This window comes from Pseudomonas sp. NFPP25, assembly GCF_900116505.1.
GTDB lineage: Bacteria > Pseudomonadota > Gammaproteobacteria > Pseudomonadales > Pseudomonadaceae > Aquipseudomonas > Aquipseudomonas protegens.
Genome location: NZ_FPBG01000003.1, coordinates 272,174 through 297,867, shown reverse-complemented (window position 1 = coordinate 297,867; position 25,694 = coordinate 272,174). Strand labels below are relative to the sequence as shown.

Annotated in this window: 21 protein-coding genes; 7 read left to right on the top strand and 14 right to left on the bottom strand. The window is 64.4% G+C overall.

Going from position 1 to position 25,694, the window contains the following annotated elements; translation table 11 throughout:
* Positions 1–22 precede the first annotated feature (22 nt).
* Both BM382_RS13405 and BM382_RS13400 read left to right on the top strand, forming a co-directional pair.
* Positions 23–847: an SDR family oxidoreductase gene (locus BM382_RS13405; protein ID WP_015634228.1), complete on the top strand. Its 825-nt coding sequence runs from the start codon at positions 23–25 to the stop codon at positions 845–847.
* Between the two features lie 176 nt (positions 848–1,023).
* A complete protein-coding gene (locus BM382_RS13400) occupies positions 1,024–2,052 on the top strand; it encodes an SEL1-like repeat protein (RefSeq protein ID WP_065364594.1) in 1,029 nt (342 codons plus the stop codon).
* An 82-nt stretch (positions 2,053–2,134) separates the two neighbouring features.
* Here BM382_RS13400 and BM382_RS13395 read toward each other — a convergent pair whose 3' ends face one another.
* The 4 genes from BM382_RS13395 to BM382_RS13380 are packed head-to-tail and all read right to left on the bottom strand — an operon-like array spanning position 2,135 to position 6,926.
* Positions 2,135–2,995: an efflux RND transporter periplasmic adaptor subunit gene (locus BM382_RS13395; RefSeq protein WP_011059359.1), complete on the bottom strand. Its 861-nt coding sequence runs from the start codon at positions 2,993–2,995 to the stop codon at positions 2,135–2,137.
* 10 nt (positions 2,996–3,005) lie between these two features.
* Entirely contained in the window at positions 3,006–3,206 is a 201-nt protein-coding gene (locus tag BM382_RS13390; protein ID WP_007930063.1) for a DUF1656 domain-containing protein, read from the bottom strand.
* Positions 3,196–5,403 carry an FUSC family protein gene (locus BM382_RS13385; RefSeq protein ID WP_019094736.1) on the bottom strand — a complete coding sequence of 736 codons (2,208 nt, stop codon included), beginning with the start codon at positions 5,401–5,403 and terminating at the stop codon, positions 3,196–3,198. Before BM382_RS13385 ends, BM382_RS13390 begins: the two co-directional genes overlap by 11 nt.
* 11 nt (positions 5,404–5,414) lie before the next feature.
* Positions 5,415–6,926, bottom strand: a complete 1,512-nt coding sequence (locus BM382_RS13380) for an efflux transporter outer membrane subunit (RefSeq protein WP_015634223.1) — start codon at positions 6,924–6,926, stop codon at positions 5,415–5,417.
* A 274-nt stretch (positions 6,927–7,200) separates the two neighbouring features.
* Between BM382_RS13380 and BM382_RS13375 the strand changes: the two genes are divergently transcribed.
* Both BM382_RS13375 and BM382_RS13370 read left to right on the top strand, forming a co-directional pair.
* Entirely contained in the window at positions 7,201–8,169 is a 969-nt protein-coding gene (locus BM382_RS13375; RefSeq protein ID WP_011059356.1) for a LysR family transcriptional regulator, read from the top strand.
* Between the two features lie 327 nt (positions 8,170–8,496).
* Positions 8,497–9,471 (top strand): 2-hydroxyacid dehydrogenase, encoded by a 975-nt coding sequence (locus BM382_RS13370; protein WP_011059355.1) that lies wholly within the window; start codon positions 8,497–8,499, stop codon positions 9,469–9,471.
* Between the two features lie 89 nt (positions 9,472–9,560).
* Here BM382_RS13370 and BM382_RS13365 read toward each other — a convergent pair whose 3' ends face one another.
* Positions 9,561–10,508 (bottom strand): DMT family transporter, encoded by a 948-nt coding sequence (locus BM382_RS13365; protein WP_072443052.1) that lies wholly within the window; start codon positions 10,506–10,508, stop codon positions 9,561–9,563.
* Positions 10,509–10,662: 154 nt separating this feature from the next.
* Here BM382_RS13365 and BM382_RS13360 point away from each other — a divergent pair, with 154 nt between their 5' ends.
* The 3 genes from BM382_RS13360 to BM382_RS13350 all read left to right on the top strand — a co-directional run bounded on the left by BM382_RS13360 (position 10,663) and on the right by BM382_RS13350 (position 14,189).
* The gene (locus BM382_RS13360; RefSeq protein WP_072443049.1) at positions 10,663–11,538 is read left to right on the top strand and encodes an AraC family transcriptional regulator; all 876 of its coding nucleotides are present in this window, start codon (positions 10,663–10,665) and stop codon (positions 11,536–11,538) included.
* Positions 11,539–12,034: 496 nt separating this feature from the next.
* Positions 12,035–13,309, top strand: coding sequence for an OprD family porin (locus BM382_RS13355; protein WP_072443046.1), 1,275 nt, complete (start codon positions 12,035–12,037; stop codon positions 13,307–13,309).
* A 52-nt stretch (positions 13,310–13,361) separates the two neighbouring features.
* Positions 13,362–14,189: an acid phosphatase gene (locus BM382_RS13350; protein WP_019093376.1), complete on the top strand. Its 828-nt coding sequence runs from the start codon at positions 13,362–13,364 to the stop codon at positions 14,187–14,189.
* Here the strand turns inward: BM382_RS13350 and BM382_RS13345 are convergent.
* From BM382_RS13345 to BM382_RS13300, 9 genes are all read right to left on the bottom strand, one after another.
* Positions 14,186–15,235 (bottom strand): hypothetical protein, encoded by a 1,050-nt coding sequence (locus tag BM382_RS13345; protein ID WP_053156434.1) that lies wholly within the window; start codon positions 15,233–15,235, stop codon positions 14,186–14,188. The two genes, BM382_RS13350 and BM382_RS13345, sit on opposite strands and share 4 nt — an antisense overlap.
* Positions 15,235–17,670: a TonB-dependent siderophore receptor gene (locus BM382_RS13340; RefSeq protein WP_011059349.1), complete on the bottom strand. Its 2,436-nt coding sequence runs from the start codon at positions 17,668–17,670 to the stop codon at positions 15,235–15,237. Before BM382_RS13340 ends, BM382_RS13345 begins: the two co-directional genes overlap by 1 nt.
* A gap of 300 nt (positions 17,671–17,970) precedes the next feature.
* The gene (locus BM382_RS13330; RefSeq protein WP_011059348.1) at positions 17,971–19,674 is read right to left on the bottom strand and encodes a bifunctional metallophosphatase/5'-nucleotidase; all 1,704 of its coding nucleotides are present in this window, start codon (positions 19,672–19,674) and stop codon (positions 17,971–17,973) included.
* Between the two features lie 146 nt (positions 19,675–19,820).
* Positions 19,821–20,465, bottom strand: coding sequence for a MotA/TolQ/ExbB proton channel family protein (locus BM382_RS13325; RefSeq protein ID WP_011059347.1), 645 nt, complete (start codon positions 20,463–20,465; stop codon positions 19,821–19,823).
* Between the two features lie 28 nt (positions 20,466–20,493).
* The gene (locus BM382_RS13320) at positions 20,494–22,734 is read right to left on the bottom strand and encodes a TonB-dependent receptor family protein (RefSeq protein ID WP_072443042.1); all 2,241 of its coding nucleotides are present in this window, start codon (positions 22,732–22,734) and stop codon (positions 20,494–20,496) included.
* 43 nt (positions 22,735–22,777) lie between these two features.
* Positions 22,778–23,545 carry an energy transducer TonB family protein gene (locus tag BM382_RS13315; protein ID WP_011059345.1) on the bottom strand — a complete coding sequence of 256 codons (768 nt, stop codon included), beginning with the start codon at positions 23,543–23,545 and terminating at the stop codon, positions 22,778–22,780.
* Between the two features lie 4 nt (positions 23,546–23,549).
* Complete coding sequence (locus BM382_RS13310) at positions 23,550–23,957, bottom strand: ExbD/TolR family protein (RefSeq protein WP_011059344.1); 408 nt, start codon at positions 23,955–23,957, stop codon at positions 23,550–23,552.
* A gap of 168 nt (positions 23,958–24,125) precedes the next feature.
* Entirely contained in the window at positions 24,126–25,115 is a 990-nt protein-coding gene (locus tag BM382_RS13305) for a FecR family protein (protein WP_011059343.1), read from the bottom strand.
* Positions 25,112–25,690 carry an RNA polymerase sigma factor gene (locus BM382_RS13300; RefSeq protein ID WP_011059342.1) on the bottom strand — a complete coding sequence of 193 codons (579 nt, stop codon included), beginning with the start codon at positions 25,688–25,690 and terminating at the stop codon, positions 25,112–25,114. The genes BM382_RS13305 and BM382_RS13300 overlap by 4 nt, the downstream gene beginning before the upstream one ends.
* Between the last annotated feature and the right edge of the window lie 4 nt (positions 25,691–25,694).

Sequence of the window (25,694 nt, the reverse complement as noted above, 5' to 3'; positions counted from 1 at the left end):
CACCCAGCACAAGGACCGCGCCATGCCCGTAGCGTTGATCACCGGTTGTTCCAGCGGCATCGGCCGCGCCCTGGCGGACACCTTCAAGGGCGCCGGTTTCACCGTGCTCGCCACCGCCCGCAAGGCCGAGGACGTCTCTGCCCTGCAAGCGGCCGGTTTCAAGGCCGTGCAACTGGACGTCAATGACGGCCCGGCCTTGGGCGCCCTGGGCGAGGAGATCAACCAGCAGTACGGCGGCCTGGATGTGCTGATCAACAACGCCGGCTACGGCGCCATGGGCCCGCTGCTGGACGGCGGCGTGGAAGCGATGCAACGCCAGTTCGAAACCAATGTGTTCTCGGTGGTCGGGGTGACTCGGGCGATGTTCCCGGTGCTGCGCCGCAGCCGCGGCCTGGTGGTGAACATCGGCAGTGTGTCCGGGGTGCTGGTGACGCCTTTTGCCGGAGCCTACTGCGCCTCGAAAGCCGCGGTGCACGCCTTGAGCGATGCCCTGCGCATGGAACTGTCGCCGTTCGGCATCCGCGTCATGGAAGTGCAGCCCGGGGCCATTGCTTCAAGTTTTGCCAAGAACGCCGGGCACGAAGCCGAACAGCTGCTCAACGAACAATCGCCCTGGTGGCCGCTGCGCGAGGGCATCCGCTCCCGGGCCAAGGCCTCCCAGGACAAGCCGACCCCGGCCAGCGAATTTGCCGCCGGCTTGCTCAAGGCCGTGCAGCAGGACAATCCGCCACGCCTGGTACGGCTGGGCAATGGCAGCCGCGCCCTGCCGCTGCTGGCCAACCTGCTGCCCAAGGGTCTGCTGGAGAAGGGACTGATGAAGCGCTTCGGCCTGAGCGCCAGGCTCTGACCCCTACGCACGCAAGCCATCCAGGGTGTACCGCGTGCCTCCCGTAGGAGCCGGCTTGCCGGCGAAGAGGCCCGCGAGCCAAGTGCAAATCTTGCGACCACCTTCGCTGGCAAGCCAGCTCCTACCGCGGTGGCGCAGTGCGCCTTTGTTCATTCGCCAATCAAGGATCTGCCCCATTGAAATATCGTAGTGCGCTGACGTTGACCCTGTTCGCCTTGCTGCTGGGCTGCCATGCCTCGTCACCGGACGAAAAACTCAATGCCACCCTGCCGGAGCTGAGCCTGGAACAGATCCTGCCCAAGGTCGAGGCCAACCCGTACTGCTCGCCGGAGATGGACAGCGAACGGCTGGTCGGCCTCGGCATCCGCCTGATGAATGAGGACGAGGTGCTGCATGGCGCAAGCCGTACCTTGCTGGCGAGCAAGGCCATACAAATGGCCCGCGGCTGCCTGATCATGGCCGCCCCCCGCGATACCATGAGCCTGTGCATCCTGGGCGGGATTGTCGGCTCCAGGCAGAAGGACTATGACAAAAGCGAAGCCTTCAACTACATCGCTTACGCCGCCCAGCACAATGAATCCTGCGCGGAAGCGGGCCTGTACGACATCTACAACCTTGGCAAGTTGGACCAGCCGGCGAACAAGGCATTGGCCATGGCCTGGCTGGAACGCGCCGCTCGGCACGGCGACGAGGACTCGCAACAAGAGATGCTGCGCAGCAGCGAACAGGACAATTTGCCACTGGCCTACGCCTGGGCCCGAACCCTCGATGACGCCCAAAGGCTCGAAGCGCTGAAACGCAAGATGAGCCCTCAGCAAACAGCTGAAGGCGAACAGCACTACACCCGGCTACTCAGCCAGCTCCCCTCCAAACAGGATCTTGAGCAGGCGCTGCGCCAGAACGTCATCCTCCTGGGCACAGGGGATATCTACTACGACTACCCGGAAGTGTTCGCGGGCATGTCCGCTGAGCAACAGCATGCTTTCGTCGCCCAGTTGGTGGACATGCAGGACCGCTACCCGAAGTTCCACACCCGCGGCCAACTGGTGGCCTACGCCTTGATTTCCCGCCTGGTGCAAAGCACCGGGCCGGCCGTGGACCTGTGGCAAGACCCGGCGCTGCAGGCCGTGCTGGAGGACGATGACCTGAGCGTGGAAGACAGCGTGGCCAAGGCCAAAATCCTCCTGGCCAAGCGCACGCCATAACTGGAGCGGCAGGCGCTACACCTTTGATCGCCCCTGATGCAGGCGCCTTCGCTGGCAAGCCAGCTCCTACATAGGGTGGCGCCTACAAAGGCTCGGGGTTGACGATGACGGTGCAGGTGATGCCGGCCGCCAGCAGGACGCCTTCAGGCACTTCATCGATGTGGATGCGCACCGGTACGCGCTGGGCCAGGCGCACCCAGTTGAAGGTCGGGTTGACGTCGGCGATCAGTTCGCGGCTTTCCGGGTTGTCGCGGTCGTAGATGCCCCGGGAAATGCTTTCCACATGGCCCTTGAGCACTTCGCCGCTCATCAGTTGCATGTCGGCCTTATCCCCGACGCGCACGTGGGGCAGCTTGGTTTCCTCGAAGAAGCCGTAGACCCAGAACGAGTTCATGTCGACCACCGCCATCTTCGCTTCGCCGATGCGTGCGTAGTCGCCACGGTGCACGTTGAGGTTGGTGACATAGCCATCCACCGCCGCCCGCACCTGGGTGCGCGCAAGGTTGAGTTGCGCCGCTTCCAGCTGGGCCTGGGCGTGCTGGTAGTCGGCCAGGGCCGAGTCGGCGATGTTGCCGGCGTCGTCGCGGTTTTCCTTGGAGATCACCAGGTTGTCCATGTCGGCGCGGCGCCGGGCGTTGACCTTGCGCATCTCCCAGGTGGCCTTCTTCGACGCCACCAGCGCTTGCGCCTGCTTGACCGCGATCTGGTAGTGCTCGGGGTCGATCTGCATCAGCAGATCGCCCTTGCGCACCAGCTGGTTGTCCTTGACCGGCACGTCCACCACTTCGCCGGTGACATCGGCGGCGACGTTGATGATGTCCGCGCGCACCCGGCCGTCACGGGTCCAGGGGGTGTACATGTAGTGCTCCCACAGGGTACGGCCGATCCACAGGGCCAGGGCCAGCACGAGCAGGGTGGCGAGCAGGCTGAAAAACTTTTTCATTGCGGGGGTCTCAACGGTAGACAGTGAGCGCCATGGCGCCGAACAGACAGCAGAACAGGCTCAGGCGCAGCAGCGCCGGGTGCCAGAAGAAGCGATACAGGTCATAGCCGGAAATGAACCGGTCCAGGGCCCAGGCCAGGGCCGCGGCGATGAAGAACATCAGGGTCATGGTGGGCATGTAAACGCCGTGGAAGGCGATTTCACGAGGCATGGTCAAGTCCTTGGGGTGCAGGCGCCGTTGGCTTGGCCACGGCATAGGCCGCCAGCGGCGATTGCGGGTCGAGCAATGAAGTACGGATGAAGTGCAGGTAACTCTTGACCCGGCGCAGGGCCGAGGTGTCGAAGTGCGGGGCAAAGGGCTCGTCGGTGGCCTGGACCCGGCTGATGGCGTGGTCCACGGCGATCAGGCCGCGCTCCAGATTGCTCTGGCTGGGCTGCAGGAACAGCCGCACCAGGGAGCGGCCCATGACCCGGATCGCCTGGCGCCAGGGCTGGGATTCGGCATAGGCCGGGTGCACCGGGAGGATCGCCTGCTCCTTGCGCAGCTCGATGATGGCGTGGCCGACTTCCAGCACCACGAACATCCAGCGCAGCAGCTCGCTCTGCACCTTGGGCTGGCCCACCGCCAGGCCATAGGCCTGGTGCAGCAGGTCGCGGGTACGGCTCTCGAAGCTCGACGCCAGGCCCTTGAGCTTGCCGCTGATGGCGTACACCACCTGACCGCGCAGGTCCTGCTCCAGGCGCCGCCACAGCCAGCGGCTGTTGGGCGGCAGGATGATCGCCCCGGCTGCGGCGCAGACCAGCATGCCCATGACCATGGCGATGTAGTCGTTGATGAAGGTGTAGGGGTTGTAGATGGTCAGGTTGTCCGGCACCGAACCGGTGCTGAAGAAGATCAGCAAACCCAGGCCGACCCCGGCGTACTTGGGCCTGGACGCAAGGAACGAACCGAGCACGATCACCGGCGCCAGCATCAGGCACAGCAGCGGGAAGCCGTCGATCCAGGGGAACACGAAGAACATTTCGACGAAGCCCACCAGGGCGCCGATGAAAGTCCCGCAGGCCATCTGGAACGCCATGCGCTTGGGGTTCGGCGTGGCGGCCGAGAGGCCGATGGTGGCGGCGGCGATCAGGGTCATGGTGGCGCCGCTGGGCCAGGCCGTGGCCACCCAGTAGCTGCCCAGCACCACCAGCACGAAGGCCGCGCGGATGCCCGAGGCGGCGCAGGCCAGCCAGTTGGTCTGCGGGGTGTAGGGCTCGTCCCAGCGCTCGCGCTCGTGGCTGTGGTCGGCCAGGGACGCGTGGGTCTGGGCGTAGCTGTGCATCTCGTCGACAAAGCGGTAGAGCAGCTCGTAGGCGGTGTGGAAATCCAGCTGCTCGGCGTCGCTCGGGCCGCTCTCCTGGAAGGCCGTGCGCAGGCTGCGCACCCGCGCCGGCAGCTCGGCCTTGTAGGCCGCCAGGGCCGTGGCCAGGCGCGCCGCATCGGGGCTGGTCAGGGCACGGCCGGAGAAGCCGTCCAGCAGTTCCGCCAGGTCCTGCAGGCCGGGCTTGATCGCCGCCACCACGTGATCGGCGCCGCTGCTGCGCAGGCGTTCGAGCAACTGGTGCAGGGCGTTGAAGCGCGTGGTGATGCCCATGAACTCGCTGTTCAGGCGGCTCAGGCGGCCGTTGCGCCGACGCATGTGCGGGTCTTCGAACACGGTGACGCTGCGCAGCCCTTCCAGGCCCACGGCCTCGGCGATGAAGCGCACGTTGCTGCTTTCGAAGCTGTCGCGCTGGCTGCGCCCGCGCAGGCCGTCGGTGACGAACAGGGCGAACACCCCGAAGCGCTGGTACAAGGCGTTGCGCATGGCAGCGCTGGCGGTCTGGGGCAGGATCGCGGCGCTGACCAGGGTCGAGCAGAGAATCCCCAGGGAGATCTCCAGTACCCGCCACACCGCGGCCATGAAGGCCCCTTCCGGATGGGCCAGGGCCGGCAGGCCGACCATGGCCGCGGTGTAGCCGGCGAGGACGAAACCGTAGGCGCGAAAGTTGCGGTAGCGCGCCGCGCCGGCCGAGCAGATGCCGACCCAGATCGCCAGCGAGCCGAGGAACAGCTCGGTGTTCTGGGCGAACAGGGCGATCAGCGCCACCATCACCGCCGAGCCCGCCAGGGTGCCGAGAAAGCGGTAGAAGCTCTTGGCAAACACCTGGCCGCTCTGCGGCTGCATGACGATGAACACGGTGATCATCGCCGTGCGCGGTTGCGGCAACTCCAGGCGCATGGCCAGCCACAGGGTGAGGAACGCGGCGGCCAGGACCTTGAAGATATAGACCCAGGTCACGCCGTCGCTGCGCGCCCAGTCGAAGAAACCCCGGCGCCATTCAAGGGAGTACAGCCAGCGCAAAGGTGCGGGCAAGGAAGTCATGGGTGCCTGCTTCAATGGTCGAACACGGCCAGGGCCGCGGGGGTCTTGGGTGCCTCAAGGCGGTCTTGCGCGGGAACGTCGCGGCCGGCTTCAAGCCCGCCGCCCAGGGCCGTGACCAGGTCCGCCTGGACCGTCAGGCGTGCGGCCTGCACCTGCTGCTGCACCTGTTGCTGATGGAACAGCAGGCTCTGGGCGTTGAGCACATTCAGGTAGTCGGTCAGGCCGCGCTGGAAGGCCACGGTGGCGATGTCGTAGGTCTTCTGCGCAGCGGCCACCGACTCGGCGGCGAAGGCTTGCTGCTTGTCCATGGACTCGCGGCGGATCAACTGGTCGGAGATGCTTTTCAGTGCATCCACCAGGGTCTGGTTGTACCTGGCCACGGCCATGTCGTAGCCGGCCGAGGCTTCACCCAGCTCCGAGCGCAGGCGCCCGCCGTCGAAGATCGGCAGGCTGATGGCCGGGCCGACGTTGTAGTTGAGCTTCTTGCCGGTGAGGAACTCCAGGGCCCCACCGCCGGTGGCCATGAAGCCGATGCTGCCCACCAGGTCGACGTTGGGGTAGAAGCCGGCGTGAGCCACATCGATACCGCGAGCCTGGGCCGCCACTTGCCAGCGGCTGGCGACCACGTCCGGGCGCTGCCCCAGCAGTTCGGCGGGCAGGGCCGAGGGCAGTTTCAGCGCGGCGCCCAGGGACAGGCTTGGCCGCTGCAACTGCGCGCCCTCCCCCGGGCCCTTGCCGGCCAGGGCCGCCAGCTGGTTGCGGGTCAGGGCGATTTCTTCGTCCAGGGCGTCCAGCTGGCGATGGGTTTCCGGCAGCGGCGCCTCGGCCTGGCTGACTTCGAAATGGGTGCCGATGCCGCCGTCCAGGCGCCGTTGCGCCAGTTCGAGGATCTGTTGCTGCTGCTTGAGGGTGGCCGCGACGATATCGCGCTGGGCGAAGTGCAGGGACAGCTGGATATAGCTGCGCACCACGTTGTTCACCAGTTCCAGCTGGGCCTGACGGGCTTCGGCCACGCTCATGTGGGCCAGGTCCACGGCACGCTCGGTGCTGTTGCTTTCCCGGCCCCAGAGGTCCAGGGCATAACTCAAGCCCAGGGCGGCGTTGTTGTCCCAGGTGGTGCTGTTGGACAGGGCGCCGGGGCCGTAGAACTGATCGGTGGGCCAGTTGTGGCGCTTGAGGGTGGCGTCACCCTTGATCTGCAGCGACTCGGCCGACTCGGCGATGCCGGCCAGGGCCTTGGCCTGGCGGACCCGGGCGGCGGCCATGGCCAGGCTCGGGCTGCCTTGCACCGCAAGGCTGATCCAGCGGTCCAGTTGCGGGTCGCCATAGGCCTGCCACCACTGGGCGCTGGGCCAGTGGGCGTCCTGCGCGGCGCTCTTTATCGCCTCATCCGTGGCCAATGTATTAGCGGGAAGTGTCTTGCCCTGTGGGGCAATGCCTCCGGTTCCGATGCAGCCGCTGATTGCTAACGATAAAGCCCAAACACTGAGGGTCTTGAACCCTCTGCTGATGCGACGCGGCACTGCTGCGAATTCCTGAGATCGGGGGGGAGTATTTCTCTCGTAGGAGCTGGCTTGCCGGCGCAGCGATACGCCTGCTACACCGCGTTGCGCGGATCGCCGGCCTGCCGGCTCCTAGGGATCGGCGCAATTCTAGGGGGCGGTCGTTGTGGCGATAAGCTGGGATTCCTGTGAATCTTTGTTACCGTAAACGCGATAATCCCTTGGTCGTATCCCTGTACGCCTGTAAAAACAGAAACTTCGTGTCACAATTTGCAATCTCCCTTGAGAGCACCCCATGGACACCTTGCAAAACATGCGCGCCTTCAGTTGTGTTGCCGAAGCCGGTAGTTTCACGGCCGCCGCGGTGCAGCTGGACACCACCACCGCCAACGTCTCGCGCGCCGTCTCCAATCTAGAGGCGCACCTGCAAACCCGCCTGCTCAACCGCACGACTCGCCGCATCGCCCTGACCGAGGCCGGCAAGCGCTACCTGCTGCGCTGCGAGCAGATCCTGGCCTATGTCGAAGAAGCCGAGGCCGAGGCCAGCGACGCCCACGCCCGCCCCGCCGGGCAGTTGAAAGTGCACACCATGACCGGCATCGGCCAGCACTTCGTGATCGACGCCATCGCCCGCTACCGCAAGACCCACCCGGACGTGACCTTCGACCTGACCATGGCCAACCGTGTGCCGGACCTCCTGGACGAGGGCTACGACGTGTCCATCGTCCTGGCCCGGGAGCTGCCGGATTCGGGGTTCGTCTCCCAGCGCCTGGGGATGACCTACAGCATCGTCTGCGCCTCGCCGGCCTATGTGAAAGCCAACGGCTGCCCGCAAAAGCCCAGCGATCTGCTGAACCATGCCTGCCTGCGCCTGGTGAGCCCGGTGATTCCCCTGGAGAAGTGGACCTTCGACGGCCCGGAAGGCCAGGAAATGGTCACCATCAACAGCTCGCCGTTCCTGGTGAACTCCGCCGATGCCATGAAGACTGCGATCATCAGCGGCATGGGGGTCGGGGTGTTGCCGGTATACGCGGCTATAGAGGGTTTGCGCACCGGCACCCTGGTGCGGGTGATGCCCAAGTACCGCTCCCAGGAGCTGAACCTGTACGCCATCTACCCGTCGCGCCAGTACCTGGACGCCAAGATCAAGACCTGGGTCGAATACCTGCGCGGCTCTCTGCCGGAGATCCTCACCGCGCACCAGACTGAACTGGCGGCCTATGAACTGAGCGGCAGCCTGACCGGCGCACGCCTGGCCACCTGACCGCGGGGCTCCCCGTCCAGACCACCGTCCCACCTGTAGGAGCCGGCTTGCCGGCGAAGAAGCCCGCACATCCTGCGCAAGCCTGGATGCCGCCTTCGCTGGCAAGCCAGCTCCTACACGATGTACGCCCCTCCCCCAAACGCCGGCCCATCCCCCGTAGGAGCCGGCTTGCCGGCGAAGAAGCCCGCACGTCCTGTGCAAACCTGGATGCCCCCTTCGCTGGCAAGCCAGCTCCTACACATGCAGGCTCGTGGCGGGGTGCTTTGGTGGCGGCGGCAAAAATGTTAGCTTGCTTGGCATTCTCCCCGCCTGACGAGCCTTCGCGCGATGAAAAAGACTGTACTTGCCTTCAGCCGCATCACCCCCGAGATGACCGAACGCCTGCAACAGGATTTCGAGGTCATAGTGCCCAACCCCAAGCACGGGGACATCGCCGCGCAATTCAATGAAGCCCTGCCCCAGGCCCACGGCCTGATCGGTGTCGGCCGCAAGCTGGGCCGTGCGCAGCTGGAAAACGCCGCGCGCCTGGAAGTGGTGTCGAGCATCTCGGTGGGCTACGACAACTACGACCTGGCCTACTTCAACGAACGCGGGCTGATGCTCACCAACACCCCGGACGTGCTCACCGAAAGCACCGCCGACCTGGCCTTCGCCCTGCTCATGAGCAGCGCCCGCCGAGTGGCCGAGCTGGACGCCTGGACCAAGGCCGGGCAATGGCAGGCCAGCGTCGGCCCGGCGCTGTTCGGCTGCGACGTGCACGGCAAGACCCTGGGCATCGTCGGCATGGGCAACATTGGCGCGGCCATCGCCCGCCGTGGGCGCCTGGGCTTCGGCATGCCGATCCTCTACAGCGGCAACAGCCGCAAGGCGGCCCTGGAGCAGGAGCTGGGGGCGCAGTTTCGCAGCCTGGAGCAACTGCTGGCGGAGGCGGATTTCGTCTGCCTGGTGGTGCCGTTGAGCGAAAAGACCAAGCACCTGATCAGCCACCGCGAACTGGCGCTGATGAAGCCCAGTGCAATCCTGGTGAACATTTCCCGCGGGCCGGTGGTGGATGAACCGGCGCTGATCGAAGCCTTGCAGAAGGGCCAGATCCGTGGCGCCGGCCTGGATGTGTACGAGAAGGAACCGCTGGCGGAGTCGCCGCTGTTCCAGCTGAAGAACGCAGTGACCTTGCCGCACATTGGCTCGGCCACCCATGAAACCCGCGACGCCATGGCCGCGCGCGCCATGAGCAACCTGCGCAGTGCCCTGCTGGGTGAGCGGCCGCAGGACCTGGTCAACCCGCAGGTATGGAAGGGCTGACCACCCACGGCCTATCCCCTCTGTAGCCGCTGCCAAGCCTGCGAGGCTGCGAAAAGGTCCGCAGGACCTTCAGCGATAGCCCGGCAGAATCAGGTCGCCCGGTTTTGCGACGGCTGCGCCGCCGTTCGCAGCCTCGCAAGCTCGGCAGCGGCTACAGAGGCAGGCACAGCCTTGGGTTTACGGAACACCAGGACGTTGCCCAGCATCACCAGCACCAGCCCGGCCAGCGCCGGGGCGGTCCATTGGTAGCCTTCGACAAAGGCCGAGACGTTCAACGCCACTACCGGGAACAGCACGGTGCAGTAAGCCGCGCGCTCCGGGCCCATGCGCCCCACCAGGGTCAGGTAGGCGGTAAAGCCGATGACCGAGCCCGGAATCACCAGGTACAGCAGTGAGCCGATGTAGCGGGTGCTCCATTCCACATCGAAGGCGATGCCCTGGAACAGGCAATACACCGCCAGCATCGTCGCGCCGTAGGCCATGCCCCAGGCATTGGTGGTCAACGGCTTGAGCCCGGCTTTTTGCTGCAGGCTGGACAGCATGTTGCCCGCCGAGAAGCACAAGGTGCCCAGCAGGGCCAAGCCCAGGCCCAGCAGGGTTTGCGGGCTGGCACTGTGGCCCACCAGCTCCGGCCAGAACAGCAGCCCCAGCCCCAGCAGCCCCAGGCCACCGCCCAGCAGCACGTTGCGAGCGATCTTCTGGCCGAAGAACACTCGCGCATTGAGGGCGTTCCACAGGGTCGCAGTGGAAAACACCACCGCTACCAGGCCACTGGGAATCCATTGGCTGGCGTGCAAAAAGCACATGAAGTTGATACAGAACAGGCACAACCCCTGGGCCACGCAGATCAGGTGACCACGACGGTTCATCGGCTGCAGCTTGCGGCTGAGCAGCAACAGGACGAACAGCACCAGGGCCGCCAGGGCGAAGCGATAGACGATGGACACCGGAATCGCCACCACCCCCAGTTGCAGTTTCAGGGCGATCCAGGTGGTGCCCCAGATCAGCACGGTCAACAGGTACAGCGATAGGTTCATGGCGCGACTCCTTTGTCAGGAGTGCAGTGTCACGCCCCGCCGGCCTTGCGCGCTTGCACAAACTTGCGCTTTTTATCCGCCCGGGGCTGGCAGCACACGGGCTACAGAGTAGCATGCAGAACACCGGCAGCCGCACCCATGTTGACGCCCCACCATGCACGCACTGGATACCCTGCAAGTCTTCCAAGCCCTGAACCGCTCGCCCAATGCTCGCCTGGAGCACAGCGCCGAGCTCGGTGACGGCTTGTCCGTAGCCTTGTGGAGCAACCATCACGACGCCCAGGAGTACGAGGCCCCCAGCCATCACACCCTGTCCTGCTACCTGGCCGGTGGCACCGGGACCTTCCGCCGCGACCAGCCGGGCAGCAAGGGCGGCCCGGGCAAGTTGTGCATCCTGCCCGCCGAGCACCAGTCGGCCTGGGTGATCAACGGTGATATTCGCCTGGCCCATCTGTACTTCAGCCCGGAGCAGTTCGCCCTGGGCTGCGTCACCCTGCTGGATCGCGAGCCCCGGGAACTGCAACTGCGCGAAAGCACCTTTCTCGACGACCCCGAGCAGACCCAGCGCTTTGCGCAGTTGGTCCGCCTGAACTGGGACGAACCCGGCGAGCGCCTGCTGACCAGCAGCCTGGCCCACGAGATGCTCAGCCATGCCCTGCTCAATCAAGTGGGCCAGCGCCAGGGGGCCCGGCTCAAGGGCGGGCTGGCCGCACACCAGCGACGGCTGCTGGTGGACTACATCGACAGCCAGCTGGACGCGCCCCTGAGCCTGGGCCAGCTGGCGGGGTTGTGCGCCCTCTCCGAATACCACTTCGCCCGCATGTTCCGTGCAAGCTTCGGCCTGCCGCCCCACCAATACCTGCTAGCCCGACGCCTGAGCCGGGCCCGGCACCTGCTGCGCACCACCGCCCAGCCCCTGGGCGAGATTGCACTGGCCTGTGGTTTTGCCAGTGCCAGCCACTTCAGCAATCGCTTCCGGCACACCCTGGGGGGCACGCCGGGAGACTACCGCCTGGCGTTCCTGCGCTGAGGCCAGGGTTACCCAAAACCCGCCTCTGCATGCTCCTTCTTATGCCAAAGCCCAGGCTGACACGCCTGAGTCAGTGAACGGTTAAAGTTCCTTACTTAAATAAGACAATTCTTACAAGCCAATTAAAAACCCCCTACATATCTCTCTCAGAAAGATCACGCCCGGCAAGTTCTTATATGACACTCAAGAACATAACCAGGTAATTATTTTAATATTTTATTTATCACTTCATTCATGGAGCTGATGATTATTGTTTAAGCCCAGTTTCAACTTAGTCTTCGAACCTTGAGTGCCAGGCATTCCATAAATATCCACCCCCCTTACAGGAGCCAATTACCTGAAATATCCGACAGACTCTTGCCCACAACAATTGACACACAACTTTCACCACACCCCTGAGGCAACCCAACCTTCGACCATTGGTCGTTGAACAAACCAGCAACAACTAAGCCGTTAATCGCCTTACTCCAAAACAACAAAAACAGAGGACGATGAAATGCTTTCACAAAGTTTGCCACGGCAGTGGGTCAGACACTCGCCCCTGCTGTGTGCCTCGATACTGGCCATTCCGGTAAAAGCCGAACTGCTCGAGGACAGCAGCGCACGCCTGGAACTGCGCAACTACTACTTCAATCGGGACTACCGCGAAGGCACTGCCCCTACCCGTGAAGAATGGGCGCAAGGTTTCCTCTTGCGCCTGGATTCGGGGTTCACCGAAGGCCGCCTCGGCGTCGGTGTCGACGCCATCGGCATGCTCGGGATCAAGCTGGATTCCGCTCCTGGCCGGACCGGCACCGGGCTGTTGAAGGTGGCGCGCAATGGCCGGGCAGAGGATGACTATTCGAAACTGGCCCTGGCCGGCAAGCTCAAGACCAGCAAGACCCTGTTCAAGTTCGGAACCCTGGTACCGCCGGTACTGCCGACACTGAGACCCAATGACGGCCGCCTGTTTGCGCAGATGTTCGAAGGCGGGCTGCTGACCTCCAATGAAATCGAAGACGTGGAGTTTACCGCCGGGCGTCTGAGCCGGGTCCTGCAGCGCAACGCCACGCAGTACACACCGCTGACCCTGAGCCCCTTGAACCGGCGCTTCGAGAAACTGGGGGCCACCGCGGAACACTTCGACATGGCGGGCCTCGACTATCGGTTCCGCAAGCAATGGCTGGCTCGCGTGCATGTCGCCCAGCTGCAGGATATCTACCGCCAGCAGGTCTTCACCCTGGTCAACAAGAGCCCCTGGGGAGCGGGGACGTTCAGCAGCGATCTGCGCTTGAGCCTGATGAACGACTACGGCAATGCCAAAGGCGGCAAGATCGACAACCGCGCCCTGCAGGGGTTGCTCGGCTATGCCTATAAAGGCCACAGCCTTGGCCTGACTTATCAGCGAATGTTGGGGGACACCGGTTATGCCAACATCCTGGGTACCGATGCCAACTTGATCAACTTATCCGTACTGGGTGACTTCGCCAATGCCAAGGAGCGCTCCTGGGCACTTCGTTATGGCTATGACTTTGCCAACCTGGGCTTGCCGGGCCTGACTATCAATAGCCGCTATATATCCGGCAGCCATGCCGAGATAACCGGCAGCCAAAGAATTGGCAAGTCATGGGAGCTGGATAATGAATTGCGTTATGTCGTGCAACAAGGCCCGCTGAAGAACTTAAGTGTACGCCTGCGCAGTGCGCTCTATCGCTCCAACTACGCCAAGAACTTCATTCGCGACACTGATGATACGCGACTGATGTTCAACTACACCTGGAATATCAAGTAACCAGACCACCAGAACCGATGTAACGGATCAAATGCCTAGAGGTACTATCTCCATGCAACGTCTATTATCGAAAAGTTTGGCCAGCCTGTTGTTTTTAAGCCTGTTCAACCCGGTCGCGGCGAAACAGCCCCTGCAAGCGCAAAGTGTCCCGGAGTTCCGACCGGGTTACTTGATCGGTTATCTGAAACAGCAGGATCTGCCCGACAGTCTGTCGCTGTTGCCGCCCCCTCCTGCGGTGGGGACCCCAGCCTTCGCTCTGGACCAGAGCATGGCCGAGAAAAACCAGGCCTTGCGGGGCAGCAAACGCTGGGAGTTGGCCGTCAGCGATGCCAACCTGAAGTTCCCTGCCGCCGCGCAGACATTCTCCTGTGCCCTGAATGCCCCGATCAGCGAACAGCTGACACCTACGCTGTACAGAGTCCTGCGGCGGACCCTGGCCGACGCCGGGCTGGCCACCTACAGCGCAAAGAAGCGCTACCAGCGCACCCGGCCCTTCGTCTACAACCAGCAACCCAGCTGCACCCCGGAAGACGAGGCGAAACTGGCCGCAGATGGTTCCTACCCATCGGGCCACAGCGCAATCGGCTGGGCCTGGGCGCTGTTGCTGAGCGAACTGTCCCCCGAGCACGGCAATGCGCTCTGGGCCCGCGGCCGGGCCTACTCGCAAAGCCGCATGGTGTGCAACGTGCACTGGTACAGCGATATCCGTGAAGGCCGTGAAATAGGCGCGACCACCGTGGCACGCTTGCACGCCGACCCGACCTTCCAGGCCGATTTCGCCGTCGCCCGGCAAGAGTTGCTGGCCGTTCGGGCCCAGGGCCTGACCGCCGGCGCTGACTGTGCAGCGCAAGCGCAGGCCCTGGCACTTGACGCCGACTAGGGTGCCAGGGTGAGGACCTTGAAGGTATTGGCATGAAACAGCGGGTCCGGCTTGGGTTCGGCCGGGCTCGCGGCCGGTTGGGTGAAGTCCATTGCCGCCAGGTAGACCCGCCGGGTACGCGGGTCGAACGCCATGTTGTAGGCCATGGGCTGGGTGCTGACGCTACCCAGGAGCTGGTAGCGGTCGGCATCGAGCTGGGCGACGACGCTGAGGTTGGCGTCCACCCCGCTGGCGATCAGCAAGCGCTGGGCCTGCGGGTCGTAGGCCAGGGCGTTGACGTCCCGGGTGATCGGCAGGCTGGCCTTCAGCGCACCGTTGTCGCGGTCGAGCACCAGCAGCACTGGCCGCTCACCACGGCAAGCGACGAACAACCGCCCCCGTTGTTCATCCTGGGCCAGGGCACTGGGCCGCGGGCAGTCGGGATACTGCCAGCGGTCCAGGACCTTGAAACTGCTGGAGGACAACCGCGCGACGATGCCCTCATCGCGCATCGGCAGAAAGAAACTGCCATCGCCCTTGAGCAGCAACGGGTCGATCTTCTTCACCGCCAGCTCATGGGCGGCGGTGATGCGCTCTTCTTTGGGATCGAAGACGAACAGGGTGGAACGGTCGGCCCGGCGCCCGCTGACAATGATCACCTGCCCGGTGCGCGGCTCGTACACCGCGCTGTTGAGGTTGCTCTGGGTCACGGTGATGCGCTTGAGCGGCTTGAATGTGGATAACTCCACCACCCCCAGGCTGCCGTCGGTGTTGAGCACCAGCAGGCGGTCCAGCTCCGGTACCAACACCACACCATTGGCGCCCCGGGACTGTTCGAGGGTGCGCACCGGGCGCTGCTTGTCCACATCGAACACGCTCAGGCCGTTTTCCCGGCGGGCCAGGAACAGGTAGGGCCGGGTCGGGTCCAGGGCGATGAAGCCCCAACTGCTGCCGGAGCCCGGCAGCTGCACTTGCTGTTCGCGGTGGTACAGGCGCTCATCCGCCGGCGCAGCCGCCTGGGCCACGCCACAGAACGCCAGGAGCACACTCAGGGCCAGGGCTTTCATCAGAACTCCAGGGTGCTGGAGAGCGACACTTGGCGAGCATCCCCCAGGGACACGAAGTACTTGCTCACCGAGGAGGTGTAGTAGGTCTTGTCGAACAGGTTCTTCACGTTGAGCTGAAACTTGACCTTCTGCCCTTCGACCTTGGTGTCGTAGGTGGCGAAGGCATCGGCCACGGTGTAGCCCGGCAGGTCGAAGCTGTTGGGCGCATCCCCGGCGCGCTCACCGACATAACGGGCACCGGCGCCGACCCGCAGGCGGTCGCCGCCGATCAGGCTGCCGAAGTCGTAGACCGCCGACAGCGAGCCGGTGTTCTTGGCCACGTTCTGCAGTTGCTTGCCCTTGTACTGGGTGTCCTTGGTCACTTCGGCGTCGGTGTAGGCGTAGCTGCCGATCAGGCTCCACTGGTCGGTGAGCTGCCCGGTCAGGTCCAGCTCCAGGCCCTGGGAATGCACTTCACCGGCCACGCTGGTGACAGTCTCGGAGGCCGTGGCGGTGGTCACCAGCACGTTGCGCTTGGTGATGTCGAACAACGCCGCACTGGCGGTGATGCGCCCTGGAATGTCGAGCTTGGCCCCCAGTTCCCAGGACTTGGCTTCTTCCGGTGCGATGGAGCCGTCCAGCACCACGCTGCCGCCGGCCAGCTGGGCAATGCTGGAGTTGGGTTTGAACGACTCGGTGTAGCTGCCGTAGAACGACAGCTGGTCGGTGTAGCGGTACACCAGGCCGGCGCGGGGCACGAACTTCTGCCCGTTGCTGTCGGTATTGGCGTGGAACGGCCGGCCCTTGCCCGCGTACTGGTCGTATTCCTGGAAACGCCCGCCGCCCACCAGGATCCACTGGTCGGTGAGGTGGATGGCATCCTGGAAGAACAGCGAGTCACTGCGCAGCAGGTCGGTCTGGTCGCTGTCCGGGGCGCTGACGTTGGTTCCCGCCACTTGCTGGCCATACACCGGGTTGAGGTAGTTGAAACTGGTGTTCTTGCCGCGGATCAGGTCGGCGCGGTAGATCTTGCGGTACTCGTCGTCCAGGCCGAACACCAGGTCGTGCTGCATGCCGCCCAGTTGCACCTTGCCTTCCAGGCTGACGGTGGCATAGCGGTCGGTGGTCAGGGCATTCTTGGTGCCGTCCATGGTCCGGGTCAGGGTGCCGTTGGCGTTCACCGCGGTCAGGCGCACCTGGCTGGCGTCGTAGGTTTCACGGTTCCAGCTGTAGCCGAAGTGGGCCTTCCAGTCGTCGCTGAGCTCGTGATCGACCTCGAAACGATACAGGTCCGAACGCCCTTCCATGTTGTTGAACGGCTCGTCCAGGCGCCGGGTGGCCGGGATGTCCAGCGGGTGGTTGGTCTTGGGGTCGATGGCCGTGCCGCGGTCGAACGGGGTCAGGAATTCGCGATGCTCATAGGCCAGCAGCACCTTGGTGCGCTCGCCGTACCAGGCCAGGGACGGCGCCACCAGGGATTCGCGGTGGGTGCCGAAGTTGCGCCAGTAGTCTTCGTCTTCGTGGTCCACGACCAGCCGGTAGGCCAGCCCGGAATCCCCCAGCGGCCCGGTGGTGTCCAGGCTGCCGCCGCTGCCGTTCTTGCCCGAGCCGTAGGTCGAGCCGCGCACGGTCAGGGCCGTGGACTGCTGCAACTCGGGTTTCTTGCTGACGATGTTGATCACCCCGCCCGGGTCCTGGATGCCATAGAGCAGGGACGACGGGCCCTTGATCACTTCCACGCGCTCGGCCGTGGCGTTCAGGGCACGGCCCTGCACCACCGGCATGCTGTCGCGCATGATCGAGCCGTTGCGGTTGTCGCCGAAGCCGCGCAGCAGCACCGCGTCCTGAGTGCCGCCCAGGGTGTTGGTCTGGGTGATGCCACTGACGTTCTTCAGGGCGTCATCCAGGTTGCGCGGGGTCTGGTCGCGCAGTACCTGGGCCGGGATCACGTTGATGATCTGCGGGATTTCCTGGTTCAGCGCCTGGGAGCGGGCCACCGAGGTGGTGGCCGGCGGCTGGTAGCTGGTGCTTTCGTCGACGCCCTGGGTGGTGATGCTGGAAGTCCCCAGGTTCAGCCCGGCACCTTGGGGCAGGGGTTCGAGAACCAGGGTATGGGCGTCGCTGCGGCGATAGGTGAAACCGGAATTGCCCAAGAGACGCTGCAAGGCCTGCTCGGCACTGAGCTGGCCGGTGACGGCCGGGGCCTTGAGGTTGTAGGGCGCCTCGTCGGTGTAGACCACGCTGATCCCGGTGACCCGAGTGAAATCGCTCAGGGCCTGGGGTAGCGGCTTGGCCGCGATGGCGAAGTTGAACAGCACACTGTGCTGCTCGCTGCCGGCCTGGGCCGCCAATGCCACGCTCAGGGGCAGCAGGGCCAACCCCGAAACCACCAGCGCCGAAGCGCCGAACCACCGTTTGACCGAACCGTTTACCGCCGAATTTGCCCTGGACTTCATGCTGGAGACTCGTGTGTAAAAGCACCGTGAATGCGAATTAGTCGCACTTTCAAGCAATACACGTATGTCGTAGGCAAAGACCTCAGCATTTTTTTGAAAATATTTTCAGGGCGGCGAAAACGCCCTCCGCCCGATGCATCCCCTGTAGCCGCCGCCGCAGGCTGCAATCGAGCTGGGCCGCACTCTGACGAAGCGATCGAGGCGCTCGTGAGGCCGCAGGAGGTTTGACGGGAGACCGTCAAGCAAGGTCCTGCGGACCTTTTCGCAGCCTCGCAGGCTCGGCAGCGGCTACAGCGCTCGTTACAGGGATCGCTGGATGCGCCCGGCACTGGTGCTGGAGCCCACGGGCTTGCCCTGCTGGTCCATGTCCTTGAGGTAGTGCAGCATCGCCTCCAGGTCGCTGACCCCCAGGTCGCTGCGGTTCAGGCCGCTCTTGAACAGGCTGAAGCGGTCGCCGCCATCGGCCAGGAAGCCGTTCATCACCAGCCGGTAGTTCGCGCCGGCCTGCAGCGGCTTGCCGTTGAGGCGCACGCTGCCGGGGACGACACGGCTGTCCGGCGGGCGCTTGGGGTCCCAGCGATAGGTGAAGCCCTGGGACACTTGCAGGATGTTGGCATCGTCCGCGCCCTTCCATTGCTGGTTGAGCACCTGTTCGATCTGCCGGCCCGTGAGGTCGAAAGCGATCAGGTTGTTGTTGAACGGCTGCAACGTCGCCAGTTGCCCGTAGTTGACCCGGGTCTGCCCGGGCTCCAGGGCCAGGTCGCTGCGAATGCCGCCGGTGTTCATGAAGGCGATCTGTGCGCCGTTGGCCCGGCCGCCGGCCAGATGCGCGTCGGCAATCAGGTCACCGATGGGCATTTCCCCGGCCGCGTCGGCCCGCCGGGCAATCGGCGAGGCGGCAATCGCCCCCACCGGCTTGAGCAGCACCTGGTTGCTACGGGCCTCGACCTCCTGTTGCAACTGCGCCAGGGCCGGGTCCTGTGGATAACGGGCCGGATCGGCCAGCAGGTTGAGGGCCTGGATGCTCGCCACCCGGTGCTGGCCCGGGGTCACTTGCAGGGTCAGGTGAGTCAGCAGGTGGCCGTAGGAATTGCCCTGGGTCACCAGCAGCGGCCCGACCTTGCACAGGTAGCCCTGGTGCGAGTGGGCGCTGATCAGCACGTCCACCGCCGGGTCCAGGCGCTTGGCCACGTCGACGATATCGCCGCCGAGCTGCGAGCAGTCCTGCTTGTCGAACGGCTCCGGGGTCGAGCCGCCCTGGTGCACCACGGCGACGATGGCGTTGACACCCTGGGCATTGAGTTCGGGGATCAGCTTGTTGATGGATTCGGCTTCATCGGCCACCTGCAAACCGCGCATGCCCTTGGCGCTGACCACCGAGGCCACGTCCCGCAGCACCGCACCGACAAAGGCCACCTTGACCCCGCGCACCTCTTCGATGCGGTAGGCCGGCAGCAACGGCTTGCCGGTGTCGCTGTCCAGCAGGTTGGCCGCCAGGTAGGGGAAGCCGCTGCCGGGGTAGTTCGGGCGGAACTGGCAGGCCTTGTCCGGCCGCGACGACTGGCAGCCGCCATTGAGCTGGCGCAGGAACTCGGCCTTGCCGTTGTCCAGTTCGTGATTGCCGATGGCGCTGAGTTTCATGCCCATCTGGCGCAGGGCGTCCAGGGTCGGCTCGTCGGCCCACATGGCCGACAGCGGCGGGCTGCCGCCCACCAGGTCGCCGGCGCCGATGAACAGCAGTTGCGGATCCTGCTGGCGCAGTTGGGCAAGCATGCCGCCCAGGGTAGCGATGCCGCCGGCCGCAAGCTTGCGCACGCCGCCCGGGGCCTGGGGGTCCTTGTAGCTGAAGGGGTTGGCTTGCAGGTAGCCGTGCAGATCGTTGATGGCGACGATGTTCACCGCCACCGGTTGCGGCGGTTCAGACAGCGAGCTGCAACCGGCCAGGGTGACCAGGGCCAGGGTCAGTGCCCCCAGCATCCGGGGCATGGGACGAAGACGGGACATGAAAGAAATCCTTGGTAGATCAGCGAAAAAAAGCCGCTGGCGCAGGCCGATCAGACAGAGAACAGCGCTGGGAACAGCGCCGGCTTCGCCGTCGATCGCAGCCCGTGCCCGCGGCAGCGGCAGCGGCTACAGGTCAGGTCAGGTCATCAGGCAGGTTGCAGGCTGCCGTGGACCACCTGGGGTGCTGGCGGGGCCTTCAGCGCGGTGCCCATGCCGGCGCGCAGCAGCAGGATCTTCAGGTGGTCGGTGATGCGCTCGACCCGGTCCTGGAAGTGGTTGTGGAAGATCATGCTGCCCAGGGCAATGGCGATCCCCAGGGCCGTGGCATACAGCGCGGTGCCGATACCCTTGGACACTTCGCCCGGGTCGCTGACGCCGGTCTCGGCCAGGGCCTTGAAGGTGTCGATGATCCCCAGGATGGTGCCCAAGAGGCCCAGCAAGGGCGCAGCGGTAACCACGGTTTCCAGCAGCCACAGGCCATGCATCAGCTTGCTGCGGGTGGCGATGTAGATCGACTCGCTGAGGTCTTCCAGGTCCTTGTGGCTGGCCAGCCCCTGCTTGTGGGCAAACAGCTCGGCGACCATTTCCAGGGGCAGGCTGTTGCGCTCGCGCAGCGGGGCGGGCAGATCGTCGACGCTGTGCATCTTCGGGTTGAGCACGGTCTCCAGTTTCTTCGCCTGGCGCAGGCTGAAGCTGAAGTAGATGCCCCGCTCCACCGCGATGAAGGCGGCAATCGCGGCAGCGCCGTACATGGTGTAGAAGGTGATGTCGTGCAGCAGATTCATGTCCATCGTCATTTCCTCTTGTGCCTGAATCGAATCAGAACGCAGCTTCCAGGGAGACCATCGCGGTGCGTTCTTCACCCACGTTGTAATAGGCGGTGCTTGGCGCCAGGCCATTGGTCCTTACCGAGTTGAAAGACACGGTGCGTACCGACGCCAGGTATTCCTTGTCGAACACGTTGAGCATCGAGAAGCGCAGGGTCGCGGACTTCAGCACCTTCTTGTCCACCGGCAGGTGGATACCGGCATTGAGGTCGAACACGGTGCGTCCGGAGATCTTCTCGTCGTTGGTCAGGTCGCCGTAGAAGGCGCCGACGTACTTGCCCACCACGTTGCCGTAGTAGAGCGAATCGTCGTAGCCCAAGCTCAGGTTGAACATGTTTTCCGGAACGTTGGTCAGCTGTTTGCCGGACGTCGGCAGCAGCACGTTCTTGTTGGTCAGGTCATCCATCTGCTCGGACTTGGTGTAGGTGTACGAGGCGTAGTAGTTGAAGTTGCGCGGCAAGCGGCCGCTCCACTCCAGCTCCAGGCCACGGTTCTTCACTTCGCCGACGTTGGCCACGACGTAGTCGCCATTGAGATCGGTGGTGGAGATCTGCCGGTCCTTGAAGGTGATGTAGAACAGGGTCGCGCTCAGGGCCATGTTCTCCTCGCTGTAGCGCCAGCCCAGTTCCTGGTTCCAGCTCAGCTCGGGTTTCAGGCTGATGGAATCACCCTTGTTGTACAGCACGTAGTTGGGCGGCGTGCGCATGTTGCGGGTGACGTTGTAGAACGCCTGATTGTTCGGGTCCACCTGGTACTTGGCGTTGAAGCTGGGCAGGAACTCGTGGTACTTGGCGTCGCGTTTTTCCGGCTTGTCGGTGAGGCTGCCCAGGTTGTTGCCATCGCGCTCAACGTACTGGTAGGCCAGGGCTCCGGTGAGGGTCAGGTCCGGGGTCGCCTGCCAGGTGTCCTGCACCCAGAGTTTCTGCGCCGGGGTCACGGTGTACTGGTGGCGGCCCTGGACCGTCGCGCCATTGCGGTCCACCAGTTGGTCGGAGCCGTTGTAGTCGCCCCAGACGTTTTCCGGAGCGCCGTTGCCCTTGATGCCGATGAAGGGCTGGGTCTGGCGCTGGCGGGCGCGCTCGTACCAGTAGCCGACGTCCAGGCTGTGCTCTTCGTTAAGGTCCCACTTGAGCTTGGTGGTCATGCCGGGGCGCCAGGTCTCGGTCCACGAAGGCCGGTAGTAGGTGCCGCTGGGCAGCCCGCTCAGGTCATAGTTGCCGGCCCGGCTGGAGGTGCTGGACAAGGTGGTGGCGGTCTGGCCGCTGAAGCTGCCGCCGTTGGACCAGACGTAGTACGGGTTGAAGGTCAGGCTCAGGTCGTCGCGCAGCTGGAAGCGCTGGGTCACCGAGGCGGTCACGCTTTCGAAGGGGTTGCGGTTGAGCTTGTAGGACTGGGACACGCTGCCGTTCTTGAACACGGTGCTTTCCGAGTAGTCCAGGCGCCGGCCCTGGGTCTGGAACTGGGACTTGCTGACGCTGTTGTAGTTGTAGTTTTCCTGCAGGTTGTATTTGACGATGGCGTTGGTGGAGTTGCCGTTGCCGTCTTCGAACAGGGTGTTCCACTCGATCTTGTCGGCCCGCAAGGTACCCTTGCCCTTCCACTTGTCACCTTCGGTATGGGACGCCGAGACCCAGGTCTTGAAGCCCCCCAGCTCGCCGGTGTTGAGGCGGGCAAAGGATTTGCGCAGGTTGTTGGAACCCACAGACTGCTTGACGAACACCCCGAAATCCTTGGTCGGGCGCACGGTCACCAGGCCGATGTTGCCACCGCTGGAACCGATGTGCGGGCCGTCGGCTTCGGACGAACCCTGGGTGACGAAGACTTCACTGAAGTTCTCCGGGTCGCCCATCAGGTTCGGGTAGATGCTGTAGTCCCCCGAGTCGTTGATCGGGAAACCGTCGGCGGAGAGCCCGACCTGGTCGGAGTTCATCCCGCGCATGGTGAAGTTGGTGCCGCTCAGGCCCGAGGCGTCGGTGCTGGAAACGTTGATCCCCGGGGTGTACTTGAGCTTGTCCACGGCGTTGGCGGTGGGGGCCATCTGATCCATGGCCTCCTTGGTCACGGTGGAGCGGCCCTTGGCGCTTTCTTCCTTGATCATGTGGCCGTTGCCCAGGGTCTGCTTACCGGCAACGTTCACCGAACCTACGTCCACGGTATCGTCGGCCAAAACCAGTGGCGCAAAACTGCCCAGGCCCGATGCCAGAAGCAGGGCATAAAGTTTATTGATCTTCACGGGTCAATCCCTTGCTTACAACTTTCGTTAATAGGTGATGGGTTTATTCCACGTTGTAACTAAAGGTCGCGGTAAAACGTTGCTTGTTCTTGCCGGAGAACGCGTCCGAGGGAAACGGCGAAACTTTCTCCACGCGGCGCAAACTGGTTTGCGCCGCGCGATTGAGCAACATGTTCGGCGCCTTGTTTTCGATGCCACTGTCGAGCACGTTGCCGGCCCGATCGACTTCCAGCCAGATCACCACATCGCCCTGGGGACGTTGCAGCGAGGCCTCGCGGCCGCTGGGGTATTGCTTGTGCTTTTCCAGTTCCTTGCGCAAAGCGGCGGTGTACAGACTTTCCTTGATTGCACTGCTGGGCGCCGCGGGCGCGGTGGCCGGAGCAGGTACGGGAGCCGGTGCGGCCACCGGTTTCGGCGCAGCGGCCACTGCGGGCTGCGGCGCGGTGGGGGCGTTCTGGGCCACGGCCGGGGCCGGCTTGGGTGGCGCAGGCTTGGCCACCATGGGCTTGGGCACCGGCGGCTTGGGCTTGACCACCGGCTTGGGTTTCGGCGGCTCGATCACCAGCGGTTCTTCCTCCGGCACCACCTGCGGCGGCTCGGGCTCGATGGGCAACGGCTCAGGCGGTGGCGGTGGTGGCTCGGCCGCCGCCAGCAGTTCGGCGGCATCGACCAGGGCGATTTCCACGGTGCTTTCGTCATACACCGGCTTGATCTGCAACTGCTGCAACTGGCTGGTATAGATCACCAGCAGCAACAGGCCAGCCGGCAGCAGGCACGCAAGCAACTTGCGAGTTCTATAGAGACTGAACATGGCGTCAGGACTTGCGTGTAGCGATGGAGACGGAAGAGAAGCCATTGCCCTTGAGCAAGTCCATCACCGAAACCAGGCGTTTAACTTCCACGCCCTGATCGCTGTTGATAATGATCACCAACTTTTCACTGCTGTCGTTCAACACTTTGAGTTGCGCCAGCAATGCACTTTCATCCAGGTCCTGGCCATCGAGTTGCAGGCGCTCTTGCAGACCCAGGGTAATCACTGCCTTGTTTTGCGGCTTCAACTGTTGCGCGGTACTGGCGACCGGCAACTGCGTCTTGATCCCTACGGCCGGGATCACGTTGAGGCTGATGAGTACGAAGAACACCAGCAGAAACATCATCACATCGATCATCGGAATGATCTCGATATGAGCTTTTTTCTTTTTAGCTACATCCCAGCTGCGCATCGTCTTGCTCCCGCTTCAGCCATCCCTCCCTTGTGAGAGCTGAATCACAACCCTCGCCGATCCTGACCATGTGCTCAGGAATGCGCAGATCATCCCCGTCTGATGTAACGGTTTGGTGACAGAACGGAGTGATAACGATGAATGTTCGGGAGCTCTGGGACGCGGTTCTCAGCGCAGGACGATGAACCTCCCGAGCACCCGATGCTGCTGGAAGCCGAGCACCGCCTGCAGTGAATCGAGGACCGCCTGCGGGTCCTTGCTGGAGAAACTGCCACTGATGCGCCGCGCCGCCAGTTCATCGTTGAGCAGCAGGATACGCCCGGGGAAATAGCGCCGCAGGTCGTCCACCACCTCGGCCAGAGGCGCGTGGTAATAGTTCAGCCAGCCCTGGCGCCAGGCCAGTTGCGCCTCACTGTCGACAGCGTGCAGCGGGGCCGCAACGCCATGTCCGTAGGCCACTTGCTGCCCGGCGCCGAGCACCTGCTGCGCCGCGCCCTTGGCCGGCGTGACCCCCACCCGGCCGGACAGCACCGTGACCTGGGCCCCGCCCGGCTGCAGGCGCACTTCGAACTGGGTGCCCAGCACCCGCGCCTCCCCCTCTTGCGCGTCTACCACAAAGGGCTCGCCGGTGTGGCTGACGCTGAAGAAACCGGCGCCGCGACGCAGCTGCACATGGCGCTCGCCGCGGCTGAAATCCACGGCAATGGCGCTGTCGGCATCCAGGGTCACCTGGCTCTGGTCGGCCAGGGTCAGGGTGCGCACCTGGCCCGGCGCGGAAACGTAGTCGGCCCCCAGGTCATCGACCCAGCGCCCGGGCTGCCAGCCGGCGCCCAGGGCCACCGCCAGCAATACACTGGCGGCCAGCGCCAGCCCCGCCGACCAGCGCCGCCGGGCCCGGCCCCTGGCAGCATCCATGGAACGCAGCAGGCCATGCAGGGCAAAGGCGTCTTCATCGGCCAGGGTGCGCGCCGGCTGCTCGCTCAGCTCCCACACCACCTGGGCCTGGGCATAGGCCTCGATATGCGCGGGGTCGGCCTGCAACCACTGGCTGAAGGTGGCCTGGTCGCCACTGCTGGGCTGATCGTGGAGCAGGCTCAGCCAGGCCAGCGCGGCCTGCTCCTGAGCGGGCGTCGGGCAGATACTCGTGCGGTGGTTCACGGTGCATTCCTTGGCGTGCGCGTGCCCGGGGCTTCCCGCAGGCTGGCCTTGCAGGCTTCGAGGGCGCGCATCATATGTTTTTCCACGGCGCTTTGGGACAAGCCCATGGCCTTGGCGATCTCGGCGTACTTGCGCCCGTGGATGCGGTTGAGCAGGAAGATCTGCCGGGTGCGCTGCGGCAGGCTGCGCAGGGCCGCTTCGACATGCCGCAGGTCGTTGCCGGCTTCCAGCGCCGCCTGGGGCTCGCTGCCCTGGTTGTCCTGCTGCTCTGGCAGCCAGCCTTCATTGACCCGCACTCGCGCGCCCTCGCTACGCAGGTGGTCGATGGCGATATTGCCGGCGCAACGCAGCAGGTAGGTGCTGAGTTCCTCGACCTGCACCAGGGGCCGGCGCCAGAAGCGCAGGAACAGGTCCTGCACCAGGTCGGCGGCGGTGGCCCGGCAACCGACCCGGCGGCTGACCAGGGCCTCCATCTGCGAACGCTGGGACAGGAACACCTGGAGAAAATGCGCACGGCTGCCCTGCGGATCAGGGTGATCCCCCTCGGCAGGCTCCGGTGGCAGGGTGCTCATCATCGTC